The sequence below is a fragment of the Paracoccus marcusii genome, assembly GCF_006151785.1.
GTDB classification, from domain to species: Bacteria; Pseudomonadota; Alphaproteobacteria; order Rhodobacterales; family Rhodobacteraceae; genus Paracoccus; species Paracoccus marcusii.
The window spans coordinates 1-24,919 of the sequence record NZ_VDDD01000046.1; the positions used below are offsets into that span (position 1 = coordinate 1).

At 65.3% G+C, this 24,919-nt stretch carries 23 protein-coding genes, 1 tRNA gene and 2 pseudogenes; 10 read left to right on the plus strand and 16 right to left on the minus strand.

Features of this window, described 5'->3' with window-relative positions:
- The 7 genes and pseudogenes from FHD68_RS09125 to FHD68_RS09150 form a co-directional block, all read right to left on the minus strand.
- A partial coding sequence (locus FHD68_RS09125; RefSeq protein WP_208863754.1) for a DUF262 domain-containing protein occupies positions 1-1,354 on the minus strand: 1,354 nt, incomplete at its 3' end.
- A gap of 98 nt (positions 1,355-1,452) precedes the next feature.
- A protein-coding gene (locus FHD68_RS09130) for an IS3 family transposase (RefSeq protein WP_139085570.1) occupies positions 1,453-2,540 on the minus strand; the annotation gives its coding sequence in 2 pieces (ribosomal slippage) (positions 1,453-2,291 and positions 2,291-2,540; 1,089 coding nt in all).
- 65 nt (positions 2,541-2,605) lie between these two features.
- Entirely contained in the window at positions 2,606-2,869 is a 264-nt protein-coding gene (locus FHD68_RS09135; RefSeq protein ID WP_205963187.1) for an AAA family ATPase, read from the minus strand.
- Positions 2,869-4,164 (minus strand): restriction endonuclease subunit S, encoded by a 1,296-nt coding sequence (locus tag FHD68_RS09140; RefSeq protein WP_167550383.1) that lies wholly within the window; start codon positions 4,162-4,164, stop codon positions 2,869-2,871. Before FHD68_RS09140 ends, FHD68_RS09135 begins: the two co-directional genes overlap by 1 nt.
- Before the next feature lie 15 nt (positions 4,165-4,179).
- Positions 4,180-4,341, minus strand: a pseudogene (locus FHD68_RS19890) (hypothetical protein); the annotation flags it as partial.
- A complete protein-coding gene (locus FHD68_RS09145; RefSeq protein WP_127898052.1) occupies positions 4,293-4,667 on the minus strand; it encodes a restriction endonuclease subunit S in 375 nt (124 codons plus the stop codon). The pseudogene FHD68_RS19890 and the gene FHD68_RS09145, both read right to left, overlap by 49 nt.
- Positions 4,667-7,417 (minus strand): type I restriction endonuclease subunit R, encoded by a 2,751-nt coding sequence (locus tag FHD68_RS09150; protein WP_139085572.1) that lies wholly within the window; start codon positions 7,415-7,417, stop codon positions 4,667-4,669. The genes FHD68_RS09145 and FHD68_RS09150 overlap by 1 nt, the downstream gene beginning before the upstream one ends.
- Before the next feature lie 565 nt (positions 7,418-7,982).
- On the opposite strand from FHD68_RS09150, the pseudogene FHD68_RS09155 reads away from it, so the two are divergent.
- Positions 7,983-8,172, plus strand: a pseudogene (locus FHD68_RS09155) (IS5/IS1182 family transposase); the annotation flags it as partial.
- A gap of 88 nt (positions 8,173-8,260) precedes the next feature.
- Here FHD68_RS09155 and FHD68_RS09160 read toward each other — a convergent pair.
- Both FHD68_RS09160 and FHD68_RS09165 read right to left on the minus strand, forming a co-directional pair.
- A tRNA-Ser gene (locus tag FHD68_RS09160) sits at positions 8,261-8,350 on the minus strand.
- Positions 8,351-8,392: 42 nt separating this feature from the next.
- Positions 8,393-8,896, minus strand: coding sequence for a hypothetical protein (locus FHD68_RS09165; RefSeq protein ID WP_052714684.1), 504 nt, complete (start codon positions 8,894-8,896; stop codon positions 8,393-8,395).
- A 119-nt stretch (positions 8,897-9,015) separates the two neighbouring features.
- On the opposite strand from FHD68_RS09165, the gene FHD68_RS09170 reads away from it, so the two are divergent.
- On the plus strand, positions 9,016-9,426 hold the full coding sequence (locus FHD68_RS09170) for a SufE family protein (RefSeq protein WP_045982037.1): 411 nt from the start codon (positions 9,016-9,018) through the stop codon (positions 9,424-9,426).
- Here the strand turns inward: FHD68_RS09170 and mnmA are convergent.
- Positions 9,398-10,567 (minus strand): tRNA 2-thiouridine(34) synthase MnmA, encoded by a 1,170-nt coding sequence (gene mnmA, locus FHD68_RS09175; protein WP_127898054.1) that lies wholly within the window; start codon positions 10,565-10,567, stop codon positions 9,398-9,400. The genes FHD68_RS09170 and mnmA overlap by 29 nt on opposite strands.
- Before the next feature lie 177 nt (positions 10,568-10,744).
- Here mnmA and sciP point away from each other — a divergent pair, with 177 nt between their 5' ends.
- The 4 genes from sciP to recG all read left to right on the plus strand — a co-directional run bounded on the left by sciP (position 10,745) and on the right by recG (position 16,188).
- Positions 10,745-11,020, plus strand: coding sequence for a CtrA inhibitor SciP (sciP, locus tag FHD68_RS09180; RefSeq protein WP_042249233.1), 276 nt, complete (start codon positions 10,745-10,747; stop codon positions 11,018-11,020).
- A gap of 99 nt (positions 11,021-11,119) precedes the next feature.
- Positions 11,120-11,830, plus strand: coding sequence for a response regulator transcription factor CtrA (ctrA, locus tag FHD68_RS09185; RefSeq protein WP_042249236.1), 711 nt, complete (start codon positions 11,120-11,122; stop codon positions 11,828-11,830).
- 75 nt (positions 11,831-11,905) lie between these two features.
- On the plus strand, positions 11,906-14,095 hold the full coding sequence (gene ligA / locus FHD68_RS09190) for an NAD-dependent DNA ligase LigA (protein WP_371706049.1): 2,190 nt from the start codon (positions 11,906-11,908) through the stop codon (positions 14,093-14,095).
- Positions 14,068-16,188: an ATP-dependent DNA helicase RecG gene (gene recG, locus FHD68_RS09195; protein WP_240542514.1), complete on the plus strand. Its 2,121-nt coding sequence runs from the start codon at positions 14,068-14,070 to the stop codon at positions 16,186-16,188. Before ligA ends, recG begins: the two co-directional genes overlap by 28 nt.
- Before the next feature lie 273 nt (positions 16,189-16,461).
- Here recG and FHD68_RS09200 read toward each other — a convergent pair whose 3' ends face one another.
- Positions 16,462-16,899, minus strand: coding sequence for an iron-sulfur cluster assembly scaffold protein (locus FHD68_RS09200; RefSeq protein WP_127898055.1), 438 nt, complete (start codon positions 16,897-16,899; stop codon positions 16,462-16,464).
- Positions 16,900-16,971: 72 nt separating this feature from the next.
- Between FHD68_RS09200 and hisI the strand changes: the two genes are divergently transcribed.
- The gene (gene hisI / locus FHD68_RS09205; protein ID WP_127898056.1) at positions 16,972-17,328 is read left to right on the plus strand and encodes a phosphoribosyl-AMP cyclohydrolase; all 357 of its coding nucleotides are present in this window, start codon (positions 16,972-16,974) and stop codon (positions 17,326-17,328) included.
- Here hisI and gluQRS read toward each other — a convergent pair.
- From gluQRS to FHD68_RS09220, 3 genes are all read right to left on the minus strand, one after another.
- Positions 17,325-18,149 (minus strand): tRNA glutamyl-Q(34) synthetase GluQRS, encoded by an 825-nt coding sequence (gene gluQRS, locus FHD68_RS09210; protein WP_127898057.1) that lies wholly within the window; start codon positions 18,147-18,149, stop codon positions 17,325-17,327. The two genes, hisI and gluQRS, sit on opposite strands and share 4 nt — an antisense overlap.
- Positions 18,131-19,468, minus strand: coding sequence for a methylenetetrahydrofolate--tRNA-(uracil(54)-C(5))-methyltransferase (FADH(2)-oxidizing) TrmFO (trmFO, locus tag FHD68_RS09215; protein ID WP_045982042.1), 1,338 nt, complete (start codon positions 19,466-19,468; stop codon positions 18,131-18,133). Before trmFO ends, gluQRS begins: the two co-directional genes overlap by 19 nt.
- Before the next feature lie 101 nt (positions 19,469-19,569).
- Positions 19,570-20,199 carry a 50S ribosomal protein L25/general stress protein Ctc gene (locus tag FHD68_RS09220; RefSeq protein WP_045982043.1) on the minus strand — a complete coding sequence of 210 codons (630 nt, stop codon included), beginning with the start codon at positions 20,197-20,199 and terminating at the stop codon, positions 19,570-19,572.
- Between the two features lie 209 nt (positions 20,200-20,408).
- On the opposite strand from FHD68_RS09220, the gene FHD68_RS09225 reads away from it, so the two are divergent.
- A complete protein-coding gene (locus FHD68_RS09225; protein ID WP_139085574.1) occupies positions 20,409-21,368 on the plus strand; it encodes an acyltransferase family protein in 960 nt (319 codons plus the stop codon).
- On the opposite strand, the gene FHD68_RS09230 is transcribed toward FHD68_RS09225, so the two are convergent.
- On the minus strand, positions 21,365-22,543 hold the full coding sequence (locus tag FHD68_RS09230) for an alpha-hydroxy acid oxidase (protein WP_139085576.1): 1,179 nt from the start codon (positions 22,541-22,543) through the stop codon (positions 21,365-21,367). The two genes, FHD68_RS09225 and FHD68_RS09230, sit on opposite strands and share 4 nt — an antisense overlap.
- 58 nt (positions 22,544-22,601) lie before the next feature.
- Positions 22,602-22,850, minus strand: coding sequence for a hypothetical protein (locus FHD68_RS09235; RefSeq protein ID WP_127898060.1), 249 nt, complete (start codon positions 22,848-22,850; stop codon positions 22,602-22,604).
- A 76-nt stretch (positions 22,851-22,926) separates the two neighbouring features.
- Here FHD68_RS09235 and FHD68_RS09240 point away from each other — a divergent pair, with 76 nt between their 5' ends.
- Positions 22,927-23,511, plus strand: a complete 585-nt coding sequence (locus tag FHD68_RS09240; RefSeq protein ID WP_127898061.1) for a TetR/AcrR family transcriptional regulator — start codon at positions 22,927-22,929, stop codon at positions 23,509-23,511.
- 42 nt (positions 23,512-23,553) lie between these two features.
- The coding region (gene dnaG, locus FHD68_RS09245; RefSeq protein ID WP_139085578.1) for a DNA primase at positions 23,554-24,919 on the plus strand (1,366 nt) is incomplete at its 3' end.

A 24,919-nucleotide genomic window follows, 5' to 3' on the forward strand; every position in this document is an offset into this window, starting at 1 on the left:
CAGAAACCGCGGGATAAATCCGTCCGGGGAAAGGGGAACCTCGGACATCAGAGGCTTTGTGCAACAAAGCCTCCGGGAAGCGCAGTAAATCGGTGTCGCCGCCGGCAGCGAGGGGTGGGAAGTCATATTCTAACGGCTGATCCCACTTTCCGCGCTCGATCTCCGGGACTGTCGAAGACGGCCAGATCGAAACCGCCATATCTGCAAATGCTTCACCCCTTTCCCTGATATCTGTCTCGTCCCAACTATCCCTCTTTAGGAACCACTTGTTCAGGAAGAGCCCGGTGTGCTCCTCCAATTTTTCTCTTTTTTCGAGAAACCGTTTGTTGCCCGACGAGATGTTCAGACCACCGGTCAGCAACGTAAGGTTTCCAAGTGAATGAAGAACTCTGTTGCGGTTCTCGGCTTTCGGGTCATTCGTCCACCGCTCAACAAACTCGCCATCTTCGAAAGGCCAATCAGAGGTCCATGAAACAGGTAGGACGTGCTCGGTCCATAATCCGTTCGGCATGGCTGTCTGTTCGTAGAATTTTGTGCGGCTGGCTTCCTCCAATTCCCAAAGCACGTCCTTGATCCGCGTTTGCGGGGCCAAGGTGTATGCAGGCTTCAAGAGTATTCCTTGACGGAACTCCTGATCGCCCGGAAAGCGTGTGCTATCACCGATGCGCTGCGCGAAATACCCTTCGAATGCCTCGACGGATGGGCCGTTCTCTCTGAACACCTGTGATAGGCTTTGAAAGACCCGGTTAAGGTTCTTGGCTGTCAAACCCGAGAGTGCCCGACGGACAATATATGAATAGATTAGACGATATAGCTTGCGCTTCTCCTCGGGCTCGATGTTGGCGACATTCACCTGCATTGCAACAGGATAGGCCGTTGTGACCTGCCATGCCGCCAACTTCCTTCCGAGCCAGTGCAGGTCCTTGTCATCATCCAAGCGACCTTCGAGCGTTTCATAGATCGGCGAATACGAGCTTAGGAGGTCAAGTTCATCCTCCACCCTCTCGAACCGGGGCCGTCCCTTTGGCACTGCGAACGCGCGGTATTCGGCATAAAGCTCGCGCATCGAGATTTTCTGACCTGTCTCTGCCGCAAGTACATGGGTCAGAAAGTGGTCGATCCGTGGCCGTGTGGGGCGCGCGAAAGGCGCCGCCTCTTTCCACCATGAATGGTCGAAGGGGTCCCAGAGGTCGTGATAAAGATCTTCGACTTCAGCTTCTTCTTTCTCAGCGCGATAGAAAATATTGTTGCGCACGAGGTCCATGGCGAGCAGTGGCTCACCCTTCGAGTTCAGCGTCTCGAAGATTACCTGCGCGTCGTCGTCCTCGCCCAGCGTAATGACAACCAGCTTCATCCGGTTCAGTAGGGCAGTGAGTATGGCCTCCAGTCGTGCTTGGATCGCCTCGCTGGTATGGTAATCCTCCCCGTTTTAACGGGGTTTGGCCGTAGAATTCACGCAGCCATCTTCAGTTTCTGCGCGGGTGTAATGCCGCCGATGCCCATGTTGGGCCGCTCGTTATTGTAAGTCCAGAGCCAGTCGGTTGCGATGTTCTGTGCCTCCGCGATGGTTTCAAAGATGTAGAGGTCGAGCCATTCATGGCGGACGGTGCGGTTGTAGCGCTCGACGTAAGCATTCTGCTGCGGCTTTCCGGGCTGGATGTGGGTCAGGGCAATGCCCTGCTTTGCAGCCCAGATCGCCAGGGTTGCGCTGATGTATTCGGGGCCGTTGTCGACCCTGATGGCCGTTGGCTTGCCGCGCCACTCAATGATCTGGTTCAGCGCCCGAACCACGCGCTCTGCGGGCAGCGAGAAGTCGACCTCGATACCCAGACCCTCGCGGTTGAAGTCGTCCAGCACGTTCAGCAGCCGGAACTGGCGACCATCCGCAAGCCTGTCGGCCATGAAGTCCATGGACCAGACGAGGTTCGGCGCGTCCGGAACCGAGAGCACGTCCGGCTTGTCCCGTTTGATCCGCCGCCGGGGTTTAATCCGCAGGTTCAACTCCAGCTCGCAGTAGATCCTGCGAACCCTTTTGTGGTTCCAGACGTGCCCGCGAACGTTGCGCAGATACAGAAAGCACAGCCCGAAGCCCCAGGTCCGGTGCGCCTTGGTCAGGCCCTCGAGGAGATCCGCGATGGTCTCGTTCTCGGCGCAGCGCTTCGGGCTGTAACGAAAGCAGGTCTCGCTGACCCCGAAAGCCCGGCAGGCCAGCGCAATACTGACCCCCTTCGTTGCCACCGCTCTCGCGGCCAACTCTCGGCGTTGAGTTGGCCGCGTCACTTTTTTCCCAGGGCTTCTTTCAGCAGGTCGGCCTGCATGCTCAGATCCGCGAACATGCGCTTGAGCCGCCGGTTCTCGTCTTCCAAGGCCTTCATCTGGCTCATCATGGAGGCATCCATGCCGCCATACTTCGCCCGCCATTTGTAAAAGCTCGCGCTGCTGATCCCGTGCTCGCGGCACAGTTCCGGCACCGCAACGCCGCCCTCGGCCTGGCGCAACACCGCCATGATCTGCGGTTCGGTAAATCGGGTCTTCCTCATTCGAATCTCCTCAGCTCACGCTACGAGAAAATTCTACGAACGAATCCCCTTAACCATGGGGAGGATTACCGGTAGACCTCCTTTCGGTTGGGGTCAGCGTCGATAAATACCCAGCGGTCTTGGATTTCATAGGCGATGCGATACTTGAGCGATGGCACACGCTCCGACATCAAAAGGTCGCGAAAGATGACAGTCAGGGCTTCGAGAACATTGGACTTGCCGGTTCCGTTCCGGCCGATGAGTACAGTGATCAAGTGGTCCTGAGAGAAATCAATCGTCAGGTCCCTGAGGTTCTTGTACTCGTCCACCCAAAGCCAATCGATGCGCATCAGCTCACCTCGGCCTTCGCAAGGCGCAGCCAATCTTCGTCACCACGCCTTTCGACTTCGATGGCACCGTCTTCGACAAAATCCTTGAGTTGGCGGTAGAACGCCTCGACATCGTCTGATGTTGAGCCATCGCCGATCCCCAACTCCTGCGCCGCCTTCGCGGCCGAGATCCAGCTTTTCTGCTTTTTGAGGACTTCGATCAGGTCAGTCAATGTCGGCCTCCTTGCCTCGGGTTTGCGGGGTGGCGTGTATTTTCGGTCGTGTTTGGCGGCTTGGTCTCTTTCGGCCTTCTCAGCCTTGATCCGTTCCAGCAGGGCGGCGGCGGGTTCGTCGGTAGGGTCCTGGGGGACGAGCTGGCCGGAGAAGGCTTTTTTCAGGATGGATTGGCGCAGGGCGCGGGCGCGGGTGAGGGCGGCGTCGATCTCGGCTTCGAGCGCGTCGGCGGCCTCGAGCCGGGCGTCGAGGATGCGGACGATTTCGGCTTGTTCTGCTTCGGAGCAAACCGGGACTTGTAGTTCCTGCAATTCCTTCGCGTTGATGTTGTGGACGCCGCTCGTCGACTTGGCCTTGCTTTCGATTTGGCCGCGTACGTTTGGCTCCATCATCAGATAGATGAGGTTCTTGGAAAGCAGCGAGCCGGGTATGGGGCGAAGCCGGATCAGATAGCCTGCGTACAAGAAATCCGTATCGACTGATCGAACCAGTGCAGGCTTTCCGACCAATGAAAGGCTCCCGTTCGACCGAATGGTCAGCACGTCGCCTTCAAACAGTTGGTATTGGGCAAGCTCGACCTCATCGAAACTGGCCGATTTGAGGTCGGTCGCGTCTACCACGCCGGCCGCAATGTTCGGGATGCGCAGAACGCCCTTACTGCCACCATCGTAGTCGCTTTTCTTCGACGTCCCGTATGCCGGTTCGTCGATAAGCAGGCCGAGCGGCATTATGGTCCATCCAGATATGCCGATGTCCGATGCTTTGGTTGAGATGTCCCGAGGCCGCTTTGGTTTCGCGGGTTTCTGGCCTTTATGGCCATCGGCGCGCCACTGGGCGAGGGCGTCTTGCCATTCGTCGAGGGCGGCTTTGTAGCGGGTGTCGCGTTCTTTCTGGATGCCGGCGAGGAGGGTTTCGGGGGCTTCGAGTTTGTCGGCATTCTGCGCGCGCCAGTCGGCGGTGAGGCGGCCCTCAAAGGCGGATTTCAGCAGGGACTGGCGGTAGAGGCCGAGGGTGGTGCGCGCCGTTTGCAGGCTCTGGATCCCGGCGTCGATCTCGTCGAACATCGCCTCGATCTTCTCCACGATGCGGCGTTGTTCGTTGAGGGGCGGAAGGGGAAGCGGTAAATCTTGCACCGTCTTTGATGACAGATGCTTAACGGTAACGGACGACGTCTCGGCGTTAACTGCATCGAGATAAGGCTGAAGGCAGATTAAGAAGAAGCGTTCGCAATGTCTTCGGTTTCCAGCTTCAATCGACATACGCGCTGGTTTAGCAGCGCGTCAGGCCCTCGCCACCGAGCCGCGCGGAAGTCCCCATCCATACCGATGAGAATGTCATCGCGTCTGACAATGAACTGGTCATCGTAATCACCAGTGTAGAAATGCTGCGTTTCGCCGCGACCAACATCGCGGATGCGAATAAGTGGAAAGCCGTTTTCCCCTGAGAACAGCGTCGATTTGAAGGGAAAGCCATTTTGCACGACTGCTATATCTCCGAGCGCCACCCGTTCCCAGCGCGGCGAGATGCGCAGGAGAGGATATTCATCGCGTTCAACGATTTCGTGTGGAGACAGTGAAAGCGCCATTATGCCGACAACGCCTCATTCATCTCGGTCATGACCTCATCCATTCCGTCGCCAAAGAGCGCGTACATCTGCCCCATCCCGCCCTTGCCGTCAAAGGGGGACATGTCCAGATCGTCGCGCTCGATGGTGAAGGAAGTGGTTAGGTGGTCGCGGATCATGCGCAGCCAGTCCATCTGCTCCTCGGTGAACTTCTCGCCCGCGCCCGAATGGCGGTTCAGTACCCAGTTCTGGAAGTTGCGCCGCACCCGTTCGGAATGGCGGGTGAGCGTGTCATCCAGCCCCGTGACCCGGCGGATCAGCGCCAAGAGGGCTGTCAGATCGCTGGCGGGGTTGCTGCCCTTGTAGTCGTCAAGATGCGCATAGGCGCGCCAGACGGTGAGCGGGGCAAGTCGTGGGCGGTCGTCGGTCAGTTTTTTCAGCACATCCTTGACCATGGCATAGGTCACCTCGGCCCGGCGCGCGGGGGTGTTGAAGTAGATCGACAGCGCCTCGATCTCGTCGCGGTTCTCGTTCAGGTACGCCTCGAACTCCTGCGCGATCTGTTTGGCGTTCTCGGCCACGTCGCCCGCCCATTCGGCGCGCAGGAGCGTATCGAGGTTGTCATGGTCGATGGTCTGCTCGTTGTCGCGGCGGATGGTGTCCATTAGGTTGATGAGCGGGCCGGTGAAGACATTGGCGGTGTGTTTGATCCGTTCCTCACGCGCGGCCTGCATGGCGGCATCGTCGGGCTCGGGGTGGCCTGCGGCCTTGGCGTCGGCCTCCACCTTGTCGGGGTCTATGGCGTCGAAGAGGTCGCGGACAATGGCGGTGAGGGAGGTGCCGGCCTCGTTCGTGATCTTCTCCTGATCCTCGGTCCCGAGCTTGTTGTCTAGCCGTGACAGGCGGGCGGCGAGTGAACTAACGGTTTCCTCTGACCGGTCGCCCATCATCAGGCCCATGGCGAGGTCCTTGAAGGGGATCGAAGGCTTGGTGTCGAGCGGCTGGCTGGCGGTTTTGAGCGACTTGGTCACACCGACGGCATCGACGATCACATAATGCGTCTTGGCCTGGGCGGAGGGAGAGACCTTTTTCAGATCATCGGGTTTGAGGACACGGGTGCCGCGGCCCTTCATCTGCTCGAAGTAGTTCTTCGACTTCACGTCGCGCATGAAGATCAGGCATTCGAGCGGTTTCACGTCGGTGCCCGTGGCGATCATGTCCACGGTCACGGCGATGCGCGGGTAGTAGTCGTTGCGGAAAGCCGACAGCGAGGATTTGGGGTTCTTCGCCCCGTTGGTGATTTTGCGGCAGAAGTCGTTGCCCTCGCCGAACTCCTGCCGGACGGTCTGGATGATGTCGTCCGCGTGGCTGTCGGTCTTGGCGAAGATCAGGGTCTTCGGCAGCTCCTTGCGGCCGGGGAAGATCTCGGGCCACTTGTCGTGGAATGTGCGGATGACGGTTCGGATCTGGCCGGGGTTCACGACAGAGCGGTCAAGCTGGGTCGCGGCGTAGGCCTGTTCGTCGTCCTGTGTTTCCCACCGGCGCGCACGGGTTTCGCGTTCGCGTTTCTCCACCAGTTGCTCGGCCTTGAGCGTTTGGCCGCCCTGGGTGATCTCGGTCTCGATCAGATAGATTTCGTTGCCGACGTTGACCTTGTCGGCGACGGCCTTCTCGTGGGTGTATTCGCTGACGACGTTTTTCTGGAAGAATCCGTAGGTGCGGTTGTCGGGCGTGGCAGTCAGGCCGATGAGGTAGGCGTCGAAATATTCGATGGCCTGGCGCCACAGATTGTAGATCGAGCGATGGCATTCGTCGATGACGACCACGTCGAAGTATTCCGGCGGCAGCTTGGCATTGTAGGCGACCGGCAGAGGTTCCTTCCGGCGCCATCTCTGCTCCGCCGGGTTATCGTCCTCCGCGCCGTCGTTCAATTTCTCGCCCTTGAGCGTGGCGTACATGCGCTGGATCGTCGAGATGACGACCTGACTGTCATTCGCGATAGCGGGCGAGGTGAGGCGCTGGACGTTATACAATTCGGTGAACTTGCGATTGTCGTCGTTGGGGATGAAGGTCATGAACTCCTGTTCGGCCTGCTCGCCTAAGTTCTTGGTGTCGACGAGGAACAGGATGCGCCGCGCACCTGCATGTTTAAGCAGGCGGTAGACCTGAGTGATAGCCGTGAAGGTCTTTCCCGACCCGGTCGCCATCTGGACGAGGGCGCGTGGCTTGTCGGCCTCAAGCGACTTTTCGAGGTTCGTGATTGCCTTGCTCTGGCAGTCACGCAGCCCGTCCGGGTTAAGATCCGGGAGGGCAGCGATGATCGAACGCAGGCTTTTTGGAGCCTGAGCCCATGATTTCAAACTTTCAGGGCGGTGAAAGGTGAAGACCTCACGAGATCGAGGACGCGGGTCGCGGGCGTTGGTGAAGCGGGTCACCTGGCCGGTACTTTCGTAGAGGAACGGGAGCCGTTCGGCGTTGTTGACCCATTTCAGCTTGGCGTTGGCGTACCCCTCGGATTGCTCCTCGACGGAGGTCAGGCGGACCCCCCAGTTGTTAGGCTTGGCTTCGACCACACCGACCGCATGCCTGTCGGCGAAGAGGACGTAATCGGCGGGCCCAATATCTGTCTGGTACTCGCGGACGGCTATGCCAAGGCCGGCATTGAAGTCGAGCGAGTCCTTGTCCTGAACATGCCAACCGGACGTCCGCAGGCGTTCGTCGATCCGGTCTCGGGCGAGTTGCTCGGGGGTTTGGTTGACATCAGAAGACACGCGATAGGGCCCAGATTTGATATATTCCGATCAATCGGTGGATAGCATTAAAAATATTGCTTTCGCCATGACCATGTTAGGTTCAATGGGGCTCAAGGTGCTTGATTTGCACTTTCTTACGGAATCGCATCCCGGGATGCTCGCGAGGCAGCTTCGATCGACGAATGAGGCATAAATGCCTGTTTCGTTGAAGGCCTATGCAAACCCGTCAGCGAATCCACACATGTGCTTCATTTCTCACGGTCCCGTACTACCCCGCCTCCTGCTCACGGCCGCTGATGCCGGCGATGTAGTGTTCGTCTGCGGTGCAGGCGTGTCGCTTGCTCCCGCAGGCTCGCCGACATTCCAGGGCCTGCGCGACGGTGTCGTGAACCGCCTCCGACCGGCCATTGACGGCCTCGCAGCGCGGGTGCTGGCCGCAGAGGCGCAGCTGCGCGCGGCGGACTTTCCGACGAACTGCCGCCATGCTTTTCCGGTATTGCCACGCCCGACCGGGTATACAGTCTTCTGGAGGAGGAATTCGGCAGGGAGACGGTGGAGCGCACTGTCGCCGCCATTCTACGACCTGTGGAGACGATGGAGCGGATACCACCGCCGAAACCGCGTAGAGAGAAAGATGCATTGCGTATAACTGCTGGACCAGCGGCTCATGACGCGGGACTTCGACCGCCAGGTCGCGGAATTCCAAGTCCATGTCACCGTCCTGAACGGCCACACCGCGCTCAGCATCCCCCGTCACGGACGCCGTGGGATAGGTCTTTCCTCGCCTTGGGGGGATAAATGGGGGGTTAACGAGCGACCACCTAGAATCGTGCTAGCTTATCAACGGCTTCGACCTAGGATTGGCGGAGGCGGTGGGATTCGAACCCACGGTGGACTTTCACCCACGTCGGTTTTCAAGACCGGTGCATTTAACCACTCTGCCACGCCTCCGACCGCTGCGGACTAGCGCGGCGCGGGCGTTTGCGCAAGCCTTCAGCGGGTCAGGGTGATCACGCGGTCGCCGCCCTCGACCTGGATCGCGGACAGGCGCGACAGGCGCAGGAAGCTGATCGGCAGCGCCACCGTGATCGTGTCCGTGACGGGATTTGCGGGCAGGGCCGCCGCGGGGTTGTCCGCGACCGGAGGCGAGGCCACGAAGCGCAAGCGCAGGACGCCGTCAGAGTCGGGCTGCAGCTGGTCGCCGGACCGCGGCACCGACCGGACCAGGGCGGCCGAGTGATAGCCCTTGACCGGGGCAAAGCCGCGCAGCACCAGCAGGCGGCCGTCGCTGAGCGGTTGCCATTCGGCACCCAGGATCTGCGGCACCGCGGGGCGGGCGTCCTGGGCCGTGGGATAGCCGCCTTCCGGGGCCAGGGTTTCGGGCGTCGACGCACCCGCGCCACGCCAGCCAAGCGGGTTCCAGCCGCTGTCGCCGAACCGCCCGCAGCCGGACAGGATCAGGGCGCCGATCAGCAGCGGCAGGGTAAGTCTGGTCATGGCATGTCCCCTTGGCGGTCCTTGGCCCCGTGATAGGCGATCCGGGCCGCGCCGAAAAGCCTCTTTGACCTGACCGCCGCGGCGCGCTAGGCCATGACCCCTGATATCAGGAGAGACCCATGGCCACCCCCGCCTTCGAGGACATCGCCGAAACCTTCGACTTTCTGGACGATTGGGAAGACCGCTATCGTCACCTGATCGAGATGGGCAAGGCCTTGCCGCCCATGGACTCCGCGGTGCAGGTGCCGGCCACCAAGGTCGACGGCTGCGCCAGCCAGGTCTGGATCCTGCCGCGGATCGAGGGGCGCAGCTTTGACTTTCAGGGCGACAGCGATGCGCTGATCGTGCGCGGCCTGATCGCGGTGCTGCACGCGCTGTATGCCGGGCTGCCGGTGGACCAGGTCGAGGCGGTGGACGCCCAGGCCGCGCTGGCACGCCTTGGGCTGGACGAACACCTGTCGGCGCAACGATCAAACGGCGTGCGCGCGATGATCGCCCGGATCAGGCAGCTGGCCGCCGACGCAGGCTGATCCAGCCGCCGCCCAGGACGCGCGTGCCTTCGGCCTCGTAGAAGACGCAGGCCTGGCCGGGGCTGACGCCGTCCTCGGGATCCAGAAGTTCGACCTCGGCACGGCGGCCGGGCAGGGGGCGCAGGATCGCGGGCCGCGGCGGGCGGGTGGACCGGATGCGGACCAAGCAGGCGATCTCTCCCTCGAAGGGCTGATCGCCCAGCCAGTTCACCTCGGTCACGGCGATGGTGCGCGTCGACAGCGCCTCGCGCGGGCCGACGACGACGCGGCGCGTCTCCGGCTCCAGCCGCAGCACATAGAGCGGGCTGCCGCCGCCGATGCCCAACCCGCGCCGCTGTCCGATCGTATAATGGATCACCCCGCGATGGGTGCCCAGGACGGTGCCCTGCTGGTCGACGATCTCGCCGGGATCTGCGGCACCGGGGCGCAGCTTCTCGATCACCGCGGCATAGTCGCCGTTGGGGACAAAGCAGATGTCCTGGCTGTCGGGCTTGTCCGCGACGGACAGGCCGTAATCGGCGGCCAGGGCGCGCGTTTCGGCCTTGCTGACCAGATGGCCCAGGGGAAAGCGCAGGAAATTCAGCTGTTCCTGGGTGGTCGAGAACAGGAAATAGCTCTGATCGCGGTTCGGGTCGGCCGCCATGTGCAGTTCGGCGCGATGCGCGCCGTCCTTGCGCTGGATGTAATGGCCGGTCGCCATACAGTCGGCATCCAGGTCGCGCGCGGTTTCCAGCAGGTCGCGGAACTTGACCCGCTCGTTGCAGCGGATGCAGGGAACGGGCGTCGCGCCGGCCAGATAGGCGTCGGCGAATTCGTCGATGACCGATTCGCGGAACTTGTTCTCGTAATCCAGGACATAATGGGGAAAGCCTATGCGTTCGGCCACGCGACGCGCATCGTGGATGTCCTGGCCTGCGCAACAAGCGCCTTTCTTGGCCAGTGCCGCGCCGTGGTCATACAGTTGCAGCGTGACCCCGATGACGTCATAGCCTTCGGATTTCAGCTGCGCCGCGACGACGGAACTGTCCACGCCCCCCGACATCGCCACCACGACACGCGTCTGCGCAGGGGATTTTGCGAAACCAAGGCTGTTCAGTTCGGTCGCGGGCGCATCGGCACGCAGGGCTGCGGTCAGGGTCATGGATGATCTTTCGGCCCGCCAGGGGCGGTGCTGGTCGGGCGGCAAAGGGATTTGCGTCAAAATATAGGCAAATTGGTCGGATTCTCAACCCCGGCCGGGGTCGAAATCCCGATCAGGCTAACCGCGCCTTAAGTGCTTTCGACCAGAACTTGCAGAACGTGACGGAAGGACGCTGCAATGTTCGTGAAAAAGACCACAGGCCCGCGGATCGTGACACTGGCGGATGGGCGCATCCTCAGCGTGGCGGATTTGCCGATGGCCGACACCAGATGGGTCGCCAGCCGCAAGCAGACGGTCGTGCTGGCGGTGTCGCACGGGCTGATCAGCCGCGACGACGCGCTGCGCCGCTATGGCCTGTCGGAGGAGGAGTTCGACGGCTGGTGCACCGCGGTCGCGCGCCACGGAAAGGCGGCCTTGAAGGTAACGGCGCTTCAAAAGTATAGACAACCATAGGGTGCATGACGCAGAAGGAATGCAAGTGGTAACGACATATTAACCTGTTCGTCAGATTGTCGGGACATGACCTTCGGCGAATCGGGGAAAGACCAAGCCATGCGAATCCTTCTGGTAGAAGACGACCCAAGCACTGCACGGGCGATCGAACTGATGCTGACGGCGGCCAGCTACAACGTGTTCCTGACCGACATGGGCGAGGAGGGGATCGATCTGGCCAAGCTGTACGATTACGATCTGATCTTGCTGGATCTGGACCTGCCCGACATGCACGGGATGGAGGTCCTGCGCCATCTGCGCCTGGCCCGCATCGACACGCCCATCCTGATCCTGACCGGGTCCGACGACACGGAAAGCAAGCTGCGCGGTTTCGGCTTCGGCGCGGACGATTACATGACCAAGCCCTTCAACCGCGAAGAGCTGCAGGCCCGCATCCAGGCGATCATCCGCCGCTCCAAGGGGCACAGCCAAGCGCTGATCCGGACCGGAGAGATCACCGTCAACCTGGACGCCCGTTCGGTCGAGGTGAAGGGCAAGCCGGTGAACCTGACCGGCAAGGAATACCAGATCCTGGAACTGCTGAGCCTGCGCAAGGGCACGACCTTGACCAAGGAGATGTTCCTGAACCACCTGTACGGCGGCATGGACGAACCCGAACTGAAGATCATCGACGTGTTCATCTGCAAGCTGCGCAAGAAGCTGTCCGAGGCCTTGGGCGGCGAGAGCCACATCGAGACGGTCTGGGGCCGCGGCTATGTCCTGCGCGATCCGGGTCCGGGGCAGGCGGAACGACTGGCGATCGGGGCCTGATACGGCTTCTGGACGATTCCCCGCCCTTGGGCGATACCCACATCTGAGACGGTCGCGTGTTTCGGCCGGATGCGGATGATGGGGGCGGCGATGGCGCAGGACAAGTCGGTGGGGCAACCGGACCGGAAGATGGATCGCGGTCAGGCCGCGGACCGCATCGCGGATCTGGCGGCGCGGGTCGCCGCCGCGAACCAGGCCTATCACGCCGAGGACGCACCGCAGATATCGGACGCGGAATACGACGCGCTCAAGGCGCAGCTGGCGGCGCTGGAGCGGGACTTTCCCGACCTGGCGCTGCCCGACAGCCCGACCGGCAAGGTCGGCGCCGCCCCGGCCGAGGGCTTCGGCAAGATCGTCCACGCGCAACGCATGATGTCGTTGGGCAATGCCTTTACCGAGGGCGACGTCGCCGACTTCACCGCCCGCGTCCGCAGCTTTCTGGGCCTTGCCCCCGACATGCCCCTGGAGGTGACGGCCGAGCCGAAGATCGACGGCCTGTCCCTGTCGCTGCGCTACGAGGACGGCGTGCTGGTCCATGCCGCGACCCGCGGCGATGGCGTGGTGGGAGAGAACGTGACCGCGAACGCCCGCACGATTTCCGACATCCCCCACCAACTGGAGGGTGACGTCCCCGCCATCCTTGAGGTGCGCGGCGAGGTCTACATGGGGCATGACGACTTTGCGGCGCTGAACGATGCGGGGCGGGTCTTTGCCAATCCGCGCAACGCGGCCGCGGGATCGCTGCGCCAGATCGACCCGGCGGTGACCGCGCGCCGGCCGCTGCGCTTCTTCGCCTATGGCTGGGGGCAGCTGTCCGAACCGCTGGCGCCGACGCAGATGGCCTCCGTGGAGCGGTTGGCCGCTCTGGGGTTCCAAACCAATCCGCTGACGCGCCTGTGCACCGACACCGCGCAGATGATCGCCACCTGGGCCGAGATCGAACAGCAGCGCGCCACCCTGGGCTATGACATCGACGGCGTGGTCTACAAGGTGAACGACCTTGCGTTCCAGGGACGGCTTGGCTTTCGGTCCACCACGCCCCGATGGGCCTTGGCGCACAAGTTTCCGGCCGAGACCGCCTGGACCCGGCTGGAGCGGATCGAGATCCAGGTCGGACGCACGGGCGCCCTGTCCCCCGTCGCGCGGCTGGAACCCGTGACCGTGGGCGGCGTGGTCGTGTCCAACGCGACGCTGCACAACGAGGATTACATCGCCGGGCGGGACAACTCTGGCGCGCCCATCCGCGACGGTCGCGACATCCGCGAGGGGGACTGGGTCAAGATCTATCGCGCCGGCGACGTGATCCCCAAGATCGCCGATGTCGACCTGTCGCGCAGGCCGGCGGACAGCGTGCCCTATGTCTTTCCGTCGCACTGCCCCGAATGCGGGTCCGAGGCGATCCGCGAGCCGGGCGACAGCGTGCGCCGCTGTACCGGCGGCCTGATCTGCCCCGCGCAGGCGGTGGAGAAGCTGAAGCATTTCGTCAGCCGCGCGGCCTTCGACATCGACGGGCTGGGCGCCAAGCAGATCGAGATGTTCTTCGCAGACGATCAGCTGCCCATCCGCGAGCCCGCCGACATCTTCACCCTGGCCGATCGCGATGCCCGGAACTTTACCAAGCTGAAGAACCGCGAGGGGTTCGGCGAACGCTCGGCCGAAAAGCTGTTCGCCGCGATCGAGGATCGCCGTTCGATCCCCATGGCCCGGCTGATCTTTGCCTTGGGCATCCGCCATGTGGGCGAGGTCGCGGCCGCGACCCTGGCCCGCCATTTCCACGACTGGCCTGCCTTGATCGCCGCCATCGACGGGGCGGCACGGGAGCCCGCCTTTGCCGCCCCGGACGACAAGGCCCGTCGCGCGGCCTTGGCTGACAGCCCGAACTGGGCCGAGCTGACCGGCATCGACGGCATCGGCGCGGTGCTGGTCGATTCGCTGGTGACGACGTTCGCGCAGCCGACCGAACGCGCCAGCATCGACCGGCTGGCGACCCTTCTGGACATCCGGCCGGTGGATATCGCCAATGCGGTGCAGACCGAGATTTCCGGCAAGACGCTGGTCTTCACCGGGACGCTGGAGCGGATGACCCGCGCCGAGGCCAAGGCGCGGGCCGAGGCGATGGGGGCCAAGGTCGCGGGGTCCGTCAGCGCCAAGACCGACCTGCTGATCGCGGGGCCCGGGGCGGGGTCCAAGGCCACCAAGGCCGAGGCCCTTGGCGTCACCGTCATCGACGAGGACGAATGGCTGCGCATCGCGGGGGCCGGATGACCGCGCCCAAGGGCCGCCCGCCCGCGCTGTTCCCGCTGTTCGCGGCCATCGACACGCTGCCCGGCATCGGCCCCAAGGGGCGCGCCGCGCTGGAACAGATGGGCATCGACAAGCCGCGCGACCTGGTCCTGACGCTGCCGGCCAGCGGCATCACCCGCCGCCGCATCGCGCGCATCGCCGACGCCCGCGCGCCCGAGATCGTGACGATCACGGTGACCGTTACGCGCCACCATCCGCCCCAGGTCCGCGGCCGCCCGTTCCGGGTGCATTGCACCGACGGAGAGGGCGACCTGACGCTGGTGTTCTTCCGTCCGCGCGACAACTGGATCGAAAGCCAGCTGCCCGTGGGCGCGCGTCGCATCCTCAGCGGCAAGCTGGAACTGTTCGACGGGCTGGCCCAGATGGTGCATCCCGACCACATCCTGGCGGATGGTGAGGCGCTGCCGCCCAGCTTCGAGCCCGTCTATCCCCTGTCGGCGGGGCTGACGCAGAAGGGCATGGCCAAGGCGGTCGATGGCGCGCTGTCCCGGCTGCCCCCGGTCGAGGAATGGATCGACTCGCAGCTGATCGCGCAGCGCGGCTGGCCCTCCTTTGCCGATGCGCTGCACCAGGCGCATGCGCCGCAATCGCCCGGCGCGCTGTCGCCCGACAGCCCGGCGCGGGCGCGGCTGGCCTATGACGAATTTCTGGCCCATCAGATGACCTTGGCGCTGGTGCGGCGGGACAAGCGGCGGCTGAAGGGGCGGGCCAGCGCGGGTGACGGCACCCTGCGCGCGCGGGTGCTGCAAAGCCTGCCCTGGCCGCCCACGGGCGCTCAGAGCCGCGCAATCGCCGAGATCGCCGATGACATGGCCAGTGCGCGCCGCATGAACCGCCTGCTGCAGGGCGATGTCGGCGCGGGCAAGACGCTGGTCGCGCTGATGGCCGCCCTGGTCGCGGTCGAGGCCGGTGGACAGGCCGTGCTGATGGCGCCCACCGAGATCCTGGCCCGCCAGCATGCCCGCGCGCTGGAGCCGCTGGCGCGTGCGGCGGGGGTGCGGCTGGCGGCGCTGACCGGGCGCGACAAGCGCGACCTGCGCGGGCAGATCCTGACCGATCTGGCGGACGGCACCATCGACATCCTGGTCGGCACCCATGCGGTGTTCCAGAAGGACGTGACCTTCCACGACCTGCGCCTGGCCATCATCGACGAACAGCACCGCTTCGGTGTGGCCCAACGGCTGGAGCTGTCGGCCAAGGGCGACGTGCCGCCCGACATGCTGATCATGACCGCGACCCCCATCCCCCGGTCGCTGGCTTTGTCGCAATATGGGGATCTGGACCTGTCGGTGCTGGACGAAAAGCCGCCCGGACGCCAGCCCATCACCACGGTGATGATCGCGGACACGCGGCTGGACCAGGTCACCGAACGCCTGCGCGCCGCGATGGCGCAGGGCGCGCGCGCCTATTGGGTCTGCCCCCTGGTCGAGGAGAGCGAGGTCACCGACCTGACCGCGGCAGAGGCGCGGTTCACCCATCTGCGCGCGATCTTCGGCGACGGGGTGCGGCTGATCCACGGCCAGATGCCCCCCGACCAACGCGATGCGGCGATGGCCGATTTCGCCGACGGCACGGCGCAGCTGCTGGTCGCCACCACCGTGATCGAGGTCGGCGTGGACGTGCCGCAGGCCACGATCATGGTGATCGAGCGCGCCGAAAGCTTTGGTCTGGCGCAACTGCACCAGTTGCGGGGTCGGGTCGGGCGCGGGGCAGGGGCCTCGACCTGTCTGCTGATGTATCATGGGCCCTTGAACGAGACCGGGGCCCGCCGCCTGACCACGCTGCGCGACACCGAGGACGGGTTCCGCATCGCGGAGGTCGACCTCGAGATGCGGGGCGCGGGCGATGTGATCGGCACTGCGCAATCGGGCCTGCCGCGGTTCCGCATCGCGGACCTGGAACACCAGGCCGGGCTGATGGCGGTGGCGCGCCAGGACGCACGGTCGCTGCTGGAACGCGACCCCACACTGGAGACCCCGCGGGGACAGGCGCTGCGGCTGCTGATGTGGCTGATGCAGCAGGATCAGGCGATTCGACTGATCCAGGTCGGCTGACAAGGCGGAATGTTCTTAAAAAGTTCTTTACCGAATCGAGAGAACATGAGAACAAAGAGGCAACAGAGAGGAGTTGCCGTCATGACCAAAGACACCGCCATCGACCTGATCGGGGCCGCCGCGCTCAGCCTGACCACCATTGTCCTGCTGTGGCTGCCCGCCATGCTGCAGGTCTGACCGACTGCCCCGCGACGCAGGGATGGCGCCCCGCCTGTGCGCCATCCGTCCCCAAAGCTCGCGCACCTGGCCGGCCCTGCAGGGGGCCGGCCCTTTTCATGCGGATGCCTTGTCCAGCGCCTCCAGCGTGGCGTCCCAGGCCAGCAGGATCGACGGATGGCGGTTGGGATAGGCGCGCGCGGGCGTCAGCGCCTCGAGGTCGGAAAAGGGCGCGTCGGGGGCGGGGGCATCCTGGGTCAGCATCGCGCGCAACTGATCGCGCGCCTGCACGATGCCCGCCCGGTCCATGCCGATCACCGCCTGTCCCAGCACGGATGCCGAAGCCTGTCCCAGGGCGCAGGCCCGCACCTCTTGCGCGAAATCGCTGATGCGGCCATCGGCCATCGAAAGGTGCACAGTCACGGACGATCCGCATTGCGGCGACCGGCGCTGGACGCTGGCCTGCGCGTCGTCCAGCCGGCCCTGATGGGGGATGGCGGTCGTCAGCGCGAGGATGCGTCGCGAGTAAAGCTGCATCAGATCGGTTTCGGCCATGCGTCATCCCTTGGGGTTTCATCAGCGCGGGTCGATGAGTAGATAGGGACGGCCATGCCGAAAGGAAACCCGATGTTCGACCCCCTCAGCCTGAAATATGACGCGGCCGGCCTGATCCCCGCCATCGCGCAGGACGCCGCCTCGGGCGAGGTGCTGATGATGGCCTGGATGAACGCCGACGCCGTGGCCCGGACGCTGGAGACCGGGCGCGTGACCTATTGGTCGCGGTCGCGGTCGTCCTTCTGGATCAAGGGCGAAAGCTCGGGCCACGTCCAGGCGCTGGTCGAGATGCGCGTCGATTGCGACCGCGACTGTCTGCTGGTGCTGGTCGATCAGACCGGGCCCGCCTGCCACACGAACCGGCGCAGCTGCTTTTACACCGGCATCCGGGACGGGGCCGAGGTCGTGCTGACCGAACCGATGGTCTAAAGCCCGACCATGCGGCGGATGTCGTCGGGGGACGCTCCGTCCGCCCGGTACTGGCGGATCGCGCGGGCATCGTCGCGTTTCGCCAGCCGCCGCCCCGCCGTGTCGCGGATCAGCCGGTGGTGCAGATAGGCCGGCGTCGGCAGGTCCAGCAGGTGCTGCAGCAGCACGTGGATATGGGTCGACGCGAACAGGTCCATCCCCCGCGTCACCAGCGTGATCCCCTGTGCCGCATCGTCCACGACAACCGCCAGATGATAGGACGTGCCCATCCCCCGTCGCGACAGGACCACGTCGCCGATGCCCGCCAGGAACTGCTGACGGGTCAGGATGTGGCTTTGGCCTTGGTCCGTGAACCCGATGCTGTCCAGCCCAAGCGCGTCGAAGGCGCGACCGGCGTCCAGCCGGATCACGTCGTCGGGGCCGGCATCGCGCAGGTCGCGGTGGCGGCAGGTGCCCGGATAGATCAGGCCATCCGGCCCGGCAGGCAGGGCGCCCTCCTGCGGGGCGGACAGCGCTGCGCGGATATCCCCCCGGCGGCAGCGGCAGGGATAGGTCAATGGCGCCAGCCGCGCCAGCGCGTCCTGATAGGCGGGCATGCGGTCGGACTGGCGCATGACCGGCCGCGGCCAGTCCAGGCCCAGCCAAGCCAGGTCCTCAAAGATCGCGGCCTCGTATTCCGGGCGACAGCGGTCACGGTCGATATCCTCGATCCGCATGTGGAAATCCCCCTGCGCCGCCGCGGTCAGGGCCGAAAACGCATGGCCCAGGTGCAGCAGCCCCGTGGGCGACGGCGCGAACCGTGTTACTGGGCGGCCAGCCATGCGTTGAAATCGTCCTTGGCGCGCTGCGTGTAGGCGGGATAGCGGTCCTTGCGGCCGCGGCGACCCGACCGGCTGTCGGGCAGGGGCGGGAACAGGCCGAAGTTCACGTTCATCGGCTGGAAGGTCTTGGCCTCGGCCCCGCCAGTGATGTGGTTGACCAGCGCGCCCATTGCGGTGGTGAAGGGCGGCGGCGCCAGATCGCGCCCCAGGGCCTGGGCTGCGGCCATGCGCCCCGCCAGCAGCCCCATCGCGGCGCTTTCGACGTATCCCTCGACCCCGGTGACCTGCCCGGCAAAGCGCAGGTTCGGCGCCAGGCGCAGGCGCATGCGGTCGTCCAGCAGCGTCGGGGAGTTCAGGAAACTGTTGCGGTGGATGCCGCCAAGCCGGGCAAAGCCGGCATTCTGCAGGCCAGGGATCATCCGGAACACCTGGGTCTGCGCGCCGTATTTCATCTTGGTCTGAAAGCCCACGATATTGTACAGCGTGCCCAGCGCGTTGTCGCGGCGCAGCTGGACCACGGCATAGGCCTTTTCCTGAGGCTTGTGGGCATTGGTCAGGCCCACGGGCTTCATCGGGCCGTGGCGCAGGGTCTCGCGGCCGCGTTCGGCCATGACCTCGATGGGCAGGCAGCCATCGAAATAGCCCGCGGTCTCTCCCTCGTGGAACTCGGTCTTGTCGGCGGCCAGAAGCGCGTCGATGAAGGCCTCGTATTCGTCGCGGTTCATCGGGCAGTTGATATAGGCCTTCTGCTCGGCCTCCGTCTCGCCCTTGTCATAGCGCGACTGCTCCCAGGCGATCGACATGTCGATCGTGTCGGCATGCACGATGGGCGCGATGGCGTCGAAGAAGGCCAGCGCGTCCGTCCCCGTCACGCCGCGGATCGCCCCGGCCAGCGCGTCCGAGGTCAGCGGCCCCGTCGCCACGATCCAGTTGCCGGTTCCGGGCAGTTCGGTGATCTCTCCGGGAACGATGGTGATCAGCGGCTCCGCCTGCAGCGCGGCGGTGACGGCGGCCGAAAAGGCCTCGCGGTCCACGGCCAGCGCGCCGCCCGCGGGCAGGCGGTGGCGGCCCGCCATCTCCATGATCAGACCGCCGGCGGCCCGCATCTCCCAGTGCAGCTGGCCGACGGCGTTCATCACGTCGTCATCGGACCGGAAGCTGTTCGAACAGACCATCTCGGCGCAGTCGCCGGTCTTGTGGGCAAAGGTTTCGACCTGCGGGCGCATCTCGTGCAGCACGACGGGCACGCCCATCCGGGTGATCTGCCAGGCGGCTTCCGATCCGGCAAGGCCGGCACCGATGATGTGGACGGGTTCCATGCGTGTCTCCTTGACGGGTGGGCTAGCAAGGCCGTGGCGGAATGGAAAGGGGCGGCGCCGTCGGCACCGCCCCCAGGGTCATGCGACCGATCCGCGCGGGATCAGGCCTCGGCGGCTGCCTCGGCGGCGTCGCCGTCCTCTGCATCATCCTCGGCGCGCAGGGCCGACGGTGCGGCCAGGTTCGCGATCACGAAGTCACGGTCGATCGTCGCCTTGGCGCCGTTCGGCAGCGTGACGTCGCTGATGTGGATGGTGTCACCGATCTGGCGGCCTTCCAGGTCCACGGTCAGGTGATCGGGGATGTCACCCGCGGTCACGACCAGCTCGACCTCGGGACGCACGGTGACCAGGGTGCCGCCGCGCTTGAGGCCGGGGCACTTGTCCTCGTTGATGAACTCGACCGGAATGAACAGGTTCACCTTGGACGTGCGGCGCAGGCGCATGAAGTCGATGTGGATCGGCAGATCCTTGACGACGTCGCGCTGGACGCCGCGGCAGATGACGCGGACATCGTCCTGGCCCTCGACCTGCAGGTTCCACAGCGTGGACATGAAGCGGCCGGCGCGCAGCGTGGTCAGCAGCTTGTTGAAGTCGAACGCGATCGAGACGGGCTCTTTGCCGTCGCCATACACGATACCGGGCACCTTGCCTTCGCGGCGGGTCTGGCGGGCGGCCCCCTTGCCTGACCCCGCGCGTGCCTCGGCCACCAGATTCGGAATCTCTTTGGCCATTTTCTTAATCCTTAACCATGATTGAAGACGCCACCCTCCAAGGGTGCGTGGCGCCAAGCGGTGCCCTTAGCGCAGATAGGCCCGGATGTGAAGTCAGAAATGCCACGCCGCGCGACGCATGCGCGCAGGTGAATTGACTTGCCGGTCCCCCCGGCCCTATGGGCCGACAGGGCCTGCGCGCAAGGCGTGGGCGGGGCTTAGGGGCAGCGGTGGAAAAGACGCAGGCGCGGCTGATGTCGGTGGACTATCTGCGGGTGGTGCTGGCCGCCTTCGTGGTCGTCGCGCATTCGGGCCTGGCCCGAGAGACGTTCCGGAGCTGGGGCGATGCGGGCCTGGTCGCGCTGGCCACGGGCAACAGTGTGCTGCGCGTCGCGGTGCCGGTCTTCACGCTGATCGCGGGGTATTTCCTGGCATCGGTGCTGCGGCGGGCGCGGCTGTCGGATTGGGTGGGGCATCTGCTGGTGCTCTATGCCGTCTGGTCGGTGGTCTATCTGCTGTTCCTGTGGCCCTATTACACGAACCGGCCCCTTGGCCTGACCGCGACCGAACTGACGCTCGGCTTCATGCACCTGTGGTTCCTGGAGGGGCTGGCGATCTCCGGCGTGATCCTGGGCGCGATGCGGCTGCTTGGATCGGGGGCCGTGGTCGCGTCGGCGGTCGTGCTGGGTCTGGTGGGGATTGCGCTGCAATACGCGCGGATGGCGGGACTGTCCGAGATGCCCGTCGAACATTATCGCAACGGCCCCTTCTACCTCTATCCCTATCTGGTGATGGGCTGGTTGATGGCCGTGCATCCGCCGCGCCTGTCGACGGCACTTCTGTGGGCGATGGTCGCGGGGGGGCTGGCCCTGACCATCGGCGAAAGCCTGTACTGGCTGCGCCGCATCGGAGAGGAGCCGCTGCTGGAGATCCCGGTCGGCCACCTGATCCTGTGTCCGGCGCTTCTGCTGCTGGTCATGCGGCTGCGGGTGCCCGACACGGCGCTGCCCTTGGGGCGGGCGGCGGCGGGGATCTATGTGCTGCACGTGATCGTTCTGCAGGGGCTGCCGAAGCTGGGGGTGGACCATCCCGGCGTCACGGCGGTCCTGGGGATCGCCTTGCCGTTCCTGCTGGTCTGGGGCGTCAGCCTTGCGGGTCGACGCCACCGCTGGTTGTCGCGCCTGTTCTAGGCCGGCTGGCCGATCTGGTATTCGTCCAGGAAGTCGCGCGGGATCAGCAGATGCTCGGGCCCGATATTGTCCAGGTCGCGTTCGCCGCACAGCGCCATGCTGATGTCCAGCTCCTTGCGGATGATCTCCAGCGCGCGGGTCACGCCGGCCTCTCCCATCGCGCCCAGCCCGTGCAGCCAGGCCCGTCCGATCCAGGTGCCGTGCGCGCCAAGCGCCAGCGCCTTGAGCACGTCCTGACCCGACCGGATGCCGCTGTCCATGTGGACCTCGACCCGGTCGCCCACCGCCTTGACGATATGGGGCAGCATCCGGATCGACGACAGGGCGCCGTCCAGCTGTCGCCCGCCATGGTTGCTGACGATGATCGCGTCCGCGCCGAAATCGGCGGCCATGCGGGCGTCTTCGGGGTCCAGGATGCCCTTCAGGATCAGCTTGCCGCCCCACATGTCGCGGATTTTGGCGATCTTGTCCCAGTCCAGGCGTTCGTCGAACTGCTCCGCCGTCCAGCTCATCAAGCTGGAGGTGTCGCCGACGCCCTTGGCATGGCCCACGATGTTGCCGAAAAAACGGCGCTTGGTCTTCAGCATGCCCATGCCCCACCGCCAGCGGGTGGCCAGGTCCAGCACCGTGGGCAGGGTCATCTTGGGCGGCGCGGACAGGCCGTTCTTCAGGTCCTTGTGCCGCTGGCCCAGGATCTGCAGATCCAGCGTCAGCACCAGCGCGCTGCAATTCGCGGCCTTGGCGCGGTCGATGATCGCGGCCACGAAATCCTGGTCCTTCATCACGTACAGCTGGAACATGAAGGGCGCGGTGGTGTGCGCGGCCACGTCCTCGATCGAACAGATCGACATGGTGGACAGACAGAACGGCACGCCGAACTTCTCGGCCGCGCGGGCGGCGTGGATCTCTCCGTCGGCATGCTGCATGCCTGTCATGCCGACCGGAGCCAGCGCCACCGGCATGGTCACTGCCTGACCCGCCATCTGCCGCGACAGACGGCGGTCGGACATGTCCACGGCGACCTTCTGGCGCAGCTTCAGCCGCGCGAAATCGGTCGTGTTGTCGCGAAAGGTCTGTTCGGTGTAGCTGCCCGATTCCGCGTAATCGTAGAACATCTTGGGCGTGCGGGCGCGGTGCATCCGCTTGAGATCGTCGATGCAGGTGATGACGGGCATGGCGTGGCCTTTCGCGAACTGGTCAAAACTTATTACCAGTGGCGCGGGCCTCTGGCAATCACCCGCCCGCGCGTCCCCGCAGGCCCGGATCGACCACAGGGCCGCGCAGCGCATCGGCCCGCGCCTGCAGGGCGGCTGCACGGGCGGCGGTCGCATCCTCCAGCGGTGTGGGGTCGGTGCGGGCCGCGGTCGCATGGGCGGGCAGGGCGGGTTCGGCCAGCGCCTGTTCCGTCGGCAGCAGGCGGGGATAGTCCCCGTCGGCGGTGCAGGCGGCCAGCGTCAGCGCAAGGATCAGGGCGTGTCTCATGGCGGCGACGATACGCGGGCCGGGGGCGCCCGGCAACGCCTTCCCTCGGCCGTGGCCGCGCGCTAGACACGGGGCCATGGCCCGCACCACCGGTTCCCGCGCCGAAATCACCGGCCCCCTGATCCGCGACAAGGCCCGCCGCCTGTTCGCGCGGCAGGGCTATGCCGCCGTGTCGATGCGCCAGATCGCGGCCGCCGTGGGCGTACAGGCCGGCGCACTCTACGCCTATACGCCCGACAAGCAGGCGCTGCTGGCCGACCTGCTGGAAAGCCACATGCAGGAGCTGCTGGACGCCTGGTCGGACGATCCGGCGGCCGATCCGCTGGGGCGGCTGGAACGCTTCGTGCGGTTCCACATCGATTTCAGCCTGGATCACAGCGACGCGGTGTTCCTGTCCTACATGGAGCTGCGCAACCTGACGCCCGACAATTTCGGCCGCATCGCGGCGCTGCGGGGCCGGTACGAGGCCGCATTGGAGCGGATCCTGCGCGACGGGGTCGCCTCCCGCTCCATGCGGATCGAGGATCCCAAGCTGACCACACTGGCCCTGATCGCGATGCTGACCGGGGTGACGAACTGGTACCGCGAGGGCGGGCGCCTGGACCGGGGCCGCATCGCCCAGATCTATTGGGGGCTGGCCCGCGGCGCCGTGGGTGCCTGAAGGCGCTTGCTGCCCCCCGCGCCATGCCGGATAATCGCGCCCATGTCCCTGCCCCCCGGTTTCCTTGACGAGATTCGCAACCGCGTCCCGATCAGCCGGGTGATCGGCAAGAAGGTCACGTGGGATCTGCGCAAGTCGAACCAGGCGCGCGGCGACTGGTGGGCACCGTGCCCGTTCCATCAGGAAAAGTCCGCCAGCTTTCACTGCGACGACCAGAAGGGGTATTATTACTGCTTCGGCTGTCAGGCCAAGGGCAACGCCATCGGTTTCCTGCGCGACCATGACGGGATGGAGTTCATCGAGGCGGTCAAGCTCTTGGCCGCCGAGGCCGGGCTGACCATGCCCGAACCCGACCCCCGTGCCCGCGAAAAGACCGACAGGCGGACGCGGCTGCTGGAGGTGACCGAGGCCGCCTGCCGGTGGTTCCGCCTGCAATTGCAGACCGGCGCCGCGGCGGATGCGCGCGATTACCTGGACCGCCGCGGCCTGGACGCCGCCGCACTGGACCGGTTCGAGATCGGCTTTGCCCCCGATCACCGCACCGCCCTGACCGCGGCCCTGCGCGACAAGGGCTTTGCCGAGGATCAGATCGTCGAGGCCGGCATGTCCGCCCGGCCCGAAGGCGGCGGCGCGGCCTATGACCGGTTCCGGGGGCGGATCATCTTTCCGATCCGCGACGGACAGGGCCGCTGCATCGGCTTTGGCGGCCGGGCGATGGACCCGAACGCGCGGGCGAAATACCTCAACAGCCCGGAAACGCCGCTTTTTGACAAGGGGCGCAATCTGTACAATCTGGGCCCTGCGCGCAGCGCGGTCGCCAAGGGCCAGCGGCTGGTCGTGGCCGAAGGCTACATGGACGTGGTCGCCTTGGCCCGCGCGGGGTTCGAGGGGGCGGTGGCTCCCCTGGGCACCGCCATCACCGAGGAGCAGCTGCGCCTGATGTGGAGCGTCTCGCCCGAACCGGTGATCGCGCTGGACGGCGATGCGGCGGGCCAGCGCGCGGCGCAGCGGCTGATCGACCTGGCGTTGCCGCTGACCGGACCCGGACAGGCACTGCGCTTTGTCATTTTGCCCGCGGGGCAGGATCCCGACGATCTGATCAAGGCATCCGGCCCGGGCGCGATGGGGGCGCTGCTGGATCAGGCACGGCCCATGCTGGATCTGCTCTGGGCGCGCGAGACGCAGGGGCAGGTCTTCGACAGTCCGGAACGCAAGGCGGCCCTGGATCGCCGCCTGGCCGAGGCTGTCGCCCGCATCCCCGATGAACGCACCCGCGCGCTGTACTCCGAGGATATCCGGCGCAAGCAGTGGGAGCTGTTCGGCGGTGGCGCCCGCAAGACCACCCCGCGGGGGGGCGCGGCCGGGCGTGGCCCGGCCCGGCGCCAAGGGGCCTCGATGGCCCCGCGGG

Excerpts from the sequence above, each read along its gene's own strand:
- FHD68_RS09235 (WP_127898060.1), bottom strand. The coding sequence starts at position 22,850 with ATGAGACACGCCCTGATCCTTGCGCTGACGCTGGCCGCCTGCACCGCC.
- ctrA (WP_042249236.1), top strand. The coding sequence starts at position 11,120 with ATGCGAATCCTTCTGGTAGAAGACGACCCAAGCACTGCACGGGCGATC.
- FHD68_RS09165 (WP_052714684.1), bottom strand. The coding sequence starts at position 8,896 with ATGACCAGACTTACCCTGCCGCTGCTGATCGGCGCCCTGATCCTGTCC.
- FHD68_RS09200 (WP_127898055.1), bottom strand. The coding sequence starts at position 16,899 with ATGGCCGAAACCGATCTGATGCAGCTTTACTCGCGACGCATCCTCGCG.
- mnmA (WP_127898054.1), bottom strand. The coding sequence starts at position 10,567 with ATGACCCTGACCGCAGCCCTGCGTGCCGATGCGCCCGCGACCGAACTG.
- FHD68_RS09240 (WP_127898061.1), top strand. The coding sequence starts at position 22,927 with ATGGCCCGCACCACCGGTTCCCGCGCCGAAATCACCGGCCCCCTGATC.
- FHD68_RS09135 (WP_205963187.1), bottom strand. The coding sequence starts at position 2,869 with ATGCGCATCGATTGGCTTTGGGTGGACGAGTACAAGAACCTCAGGGAC.
- recG (WP_240542514.1), top strand. The coding sequence starts at position 14,068 with ATGGCTGCGCATCGCGGGGGCCGGATGACCGCGCCCAAGGGCCGCCCG.
- FHD68_RS09230 (WP_139085576.1), bottom strand. The coding sequence starts at position 22,543 with ATGCCCGTCATCACCTGCATCGACGATCTCAAGCGGATGCACCGCGCC.
- trmFO (WP_045982042.1), bottom strand. The coding sequence starts at position 19,468 with ATGGAACCCGTCCACATCATCGGTGCCGGCCTTGCCGGATCGGAAGCC.
- sciP (WP_042249233.1), top strand. The coding sequence starts at position 10,745 with ATGTTCGTGAAAAAGACCACAGGCCCGCGGATCGTGACACTGGCGGAT.
- hisI (WP_127898056.1), top strand. The coding sequence starts at position 16,972 with ATGTTCGACCCCCTCAGCCTGAAATATGACGCGGCCGGCCTGATCCCC.
- ligA (WP_371706049.1), top strand. The coding sequence starts at position 11,906 with ATGATGGGGGCGGCGATGGCGCAGGACAAGTCGGTGGGGCAACCGGAC.
- FHD68_RS09220 (WP_045982043.1), bottom strand. The coding sequence starts at position 20,199 with ATGGCCAAAGAGATTCCGAATCTGGTGGCCGAGGCACGCGCGGGGTCA.
- FHD68_RS09170 (WP_045982037.1), top strand. The coding sequence starts at position 9,016 with ATGGCCACCCCCGCCTTCGAGGACATCGCCGAAACCTTCGACTTTCTG.
- gluQRS (WP_127898057.1), bottom strand. The coding sequence starts at position 18,149 with ATGGCTGGCCGCCCAGTAACACGGTTCGCGCCGTCGCCCACGGGGCTG.
- FHD68_RS09145 (WP_127898052.1), bottom strand. The coding sequence starts at position 4,667 with ATGGCGCTTTCACTGTCTCCACACGAAATCGTTGAACGCGATGAATAT.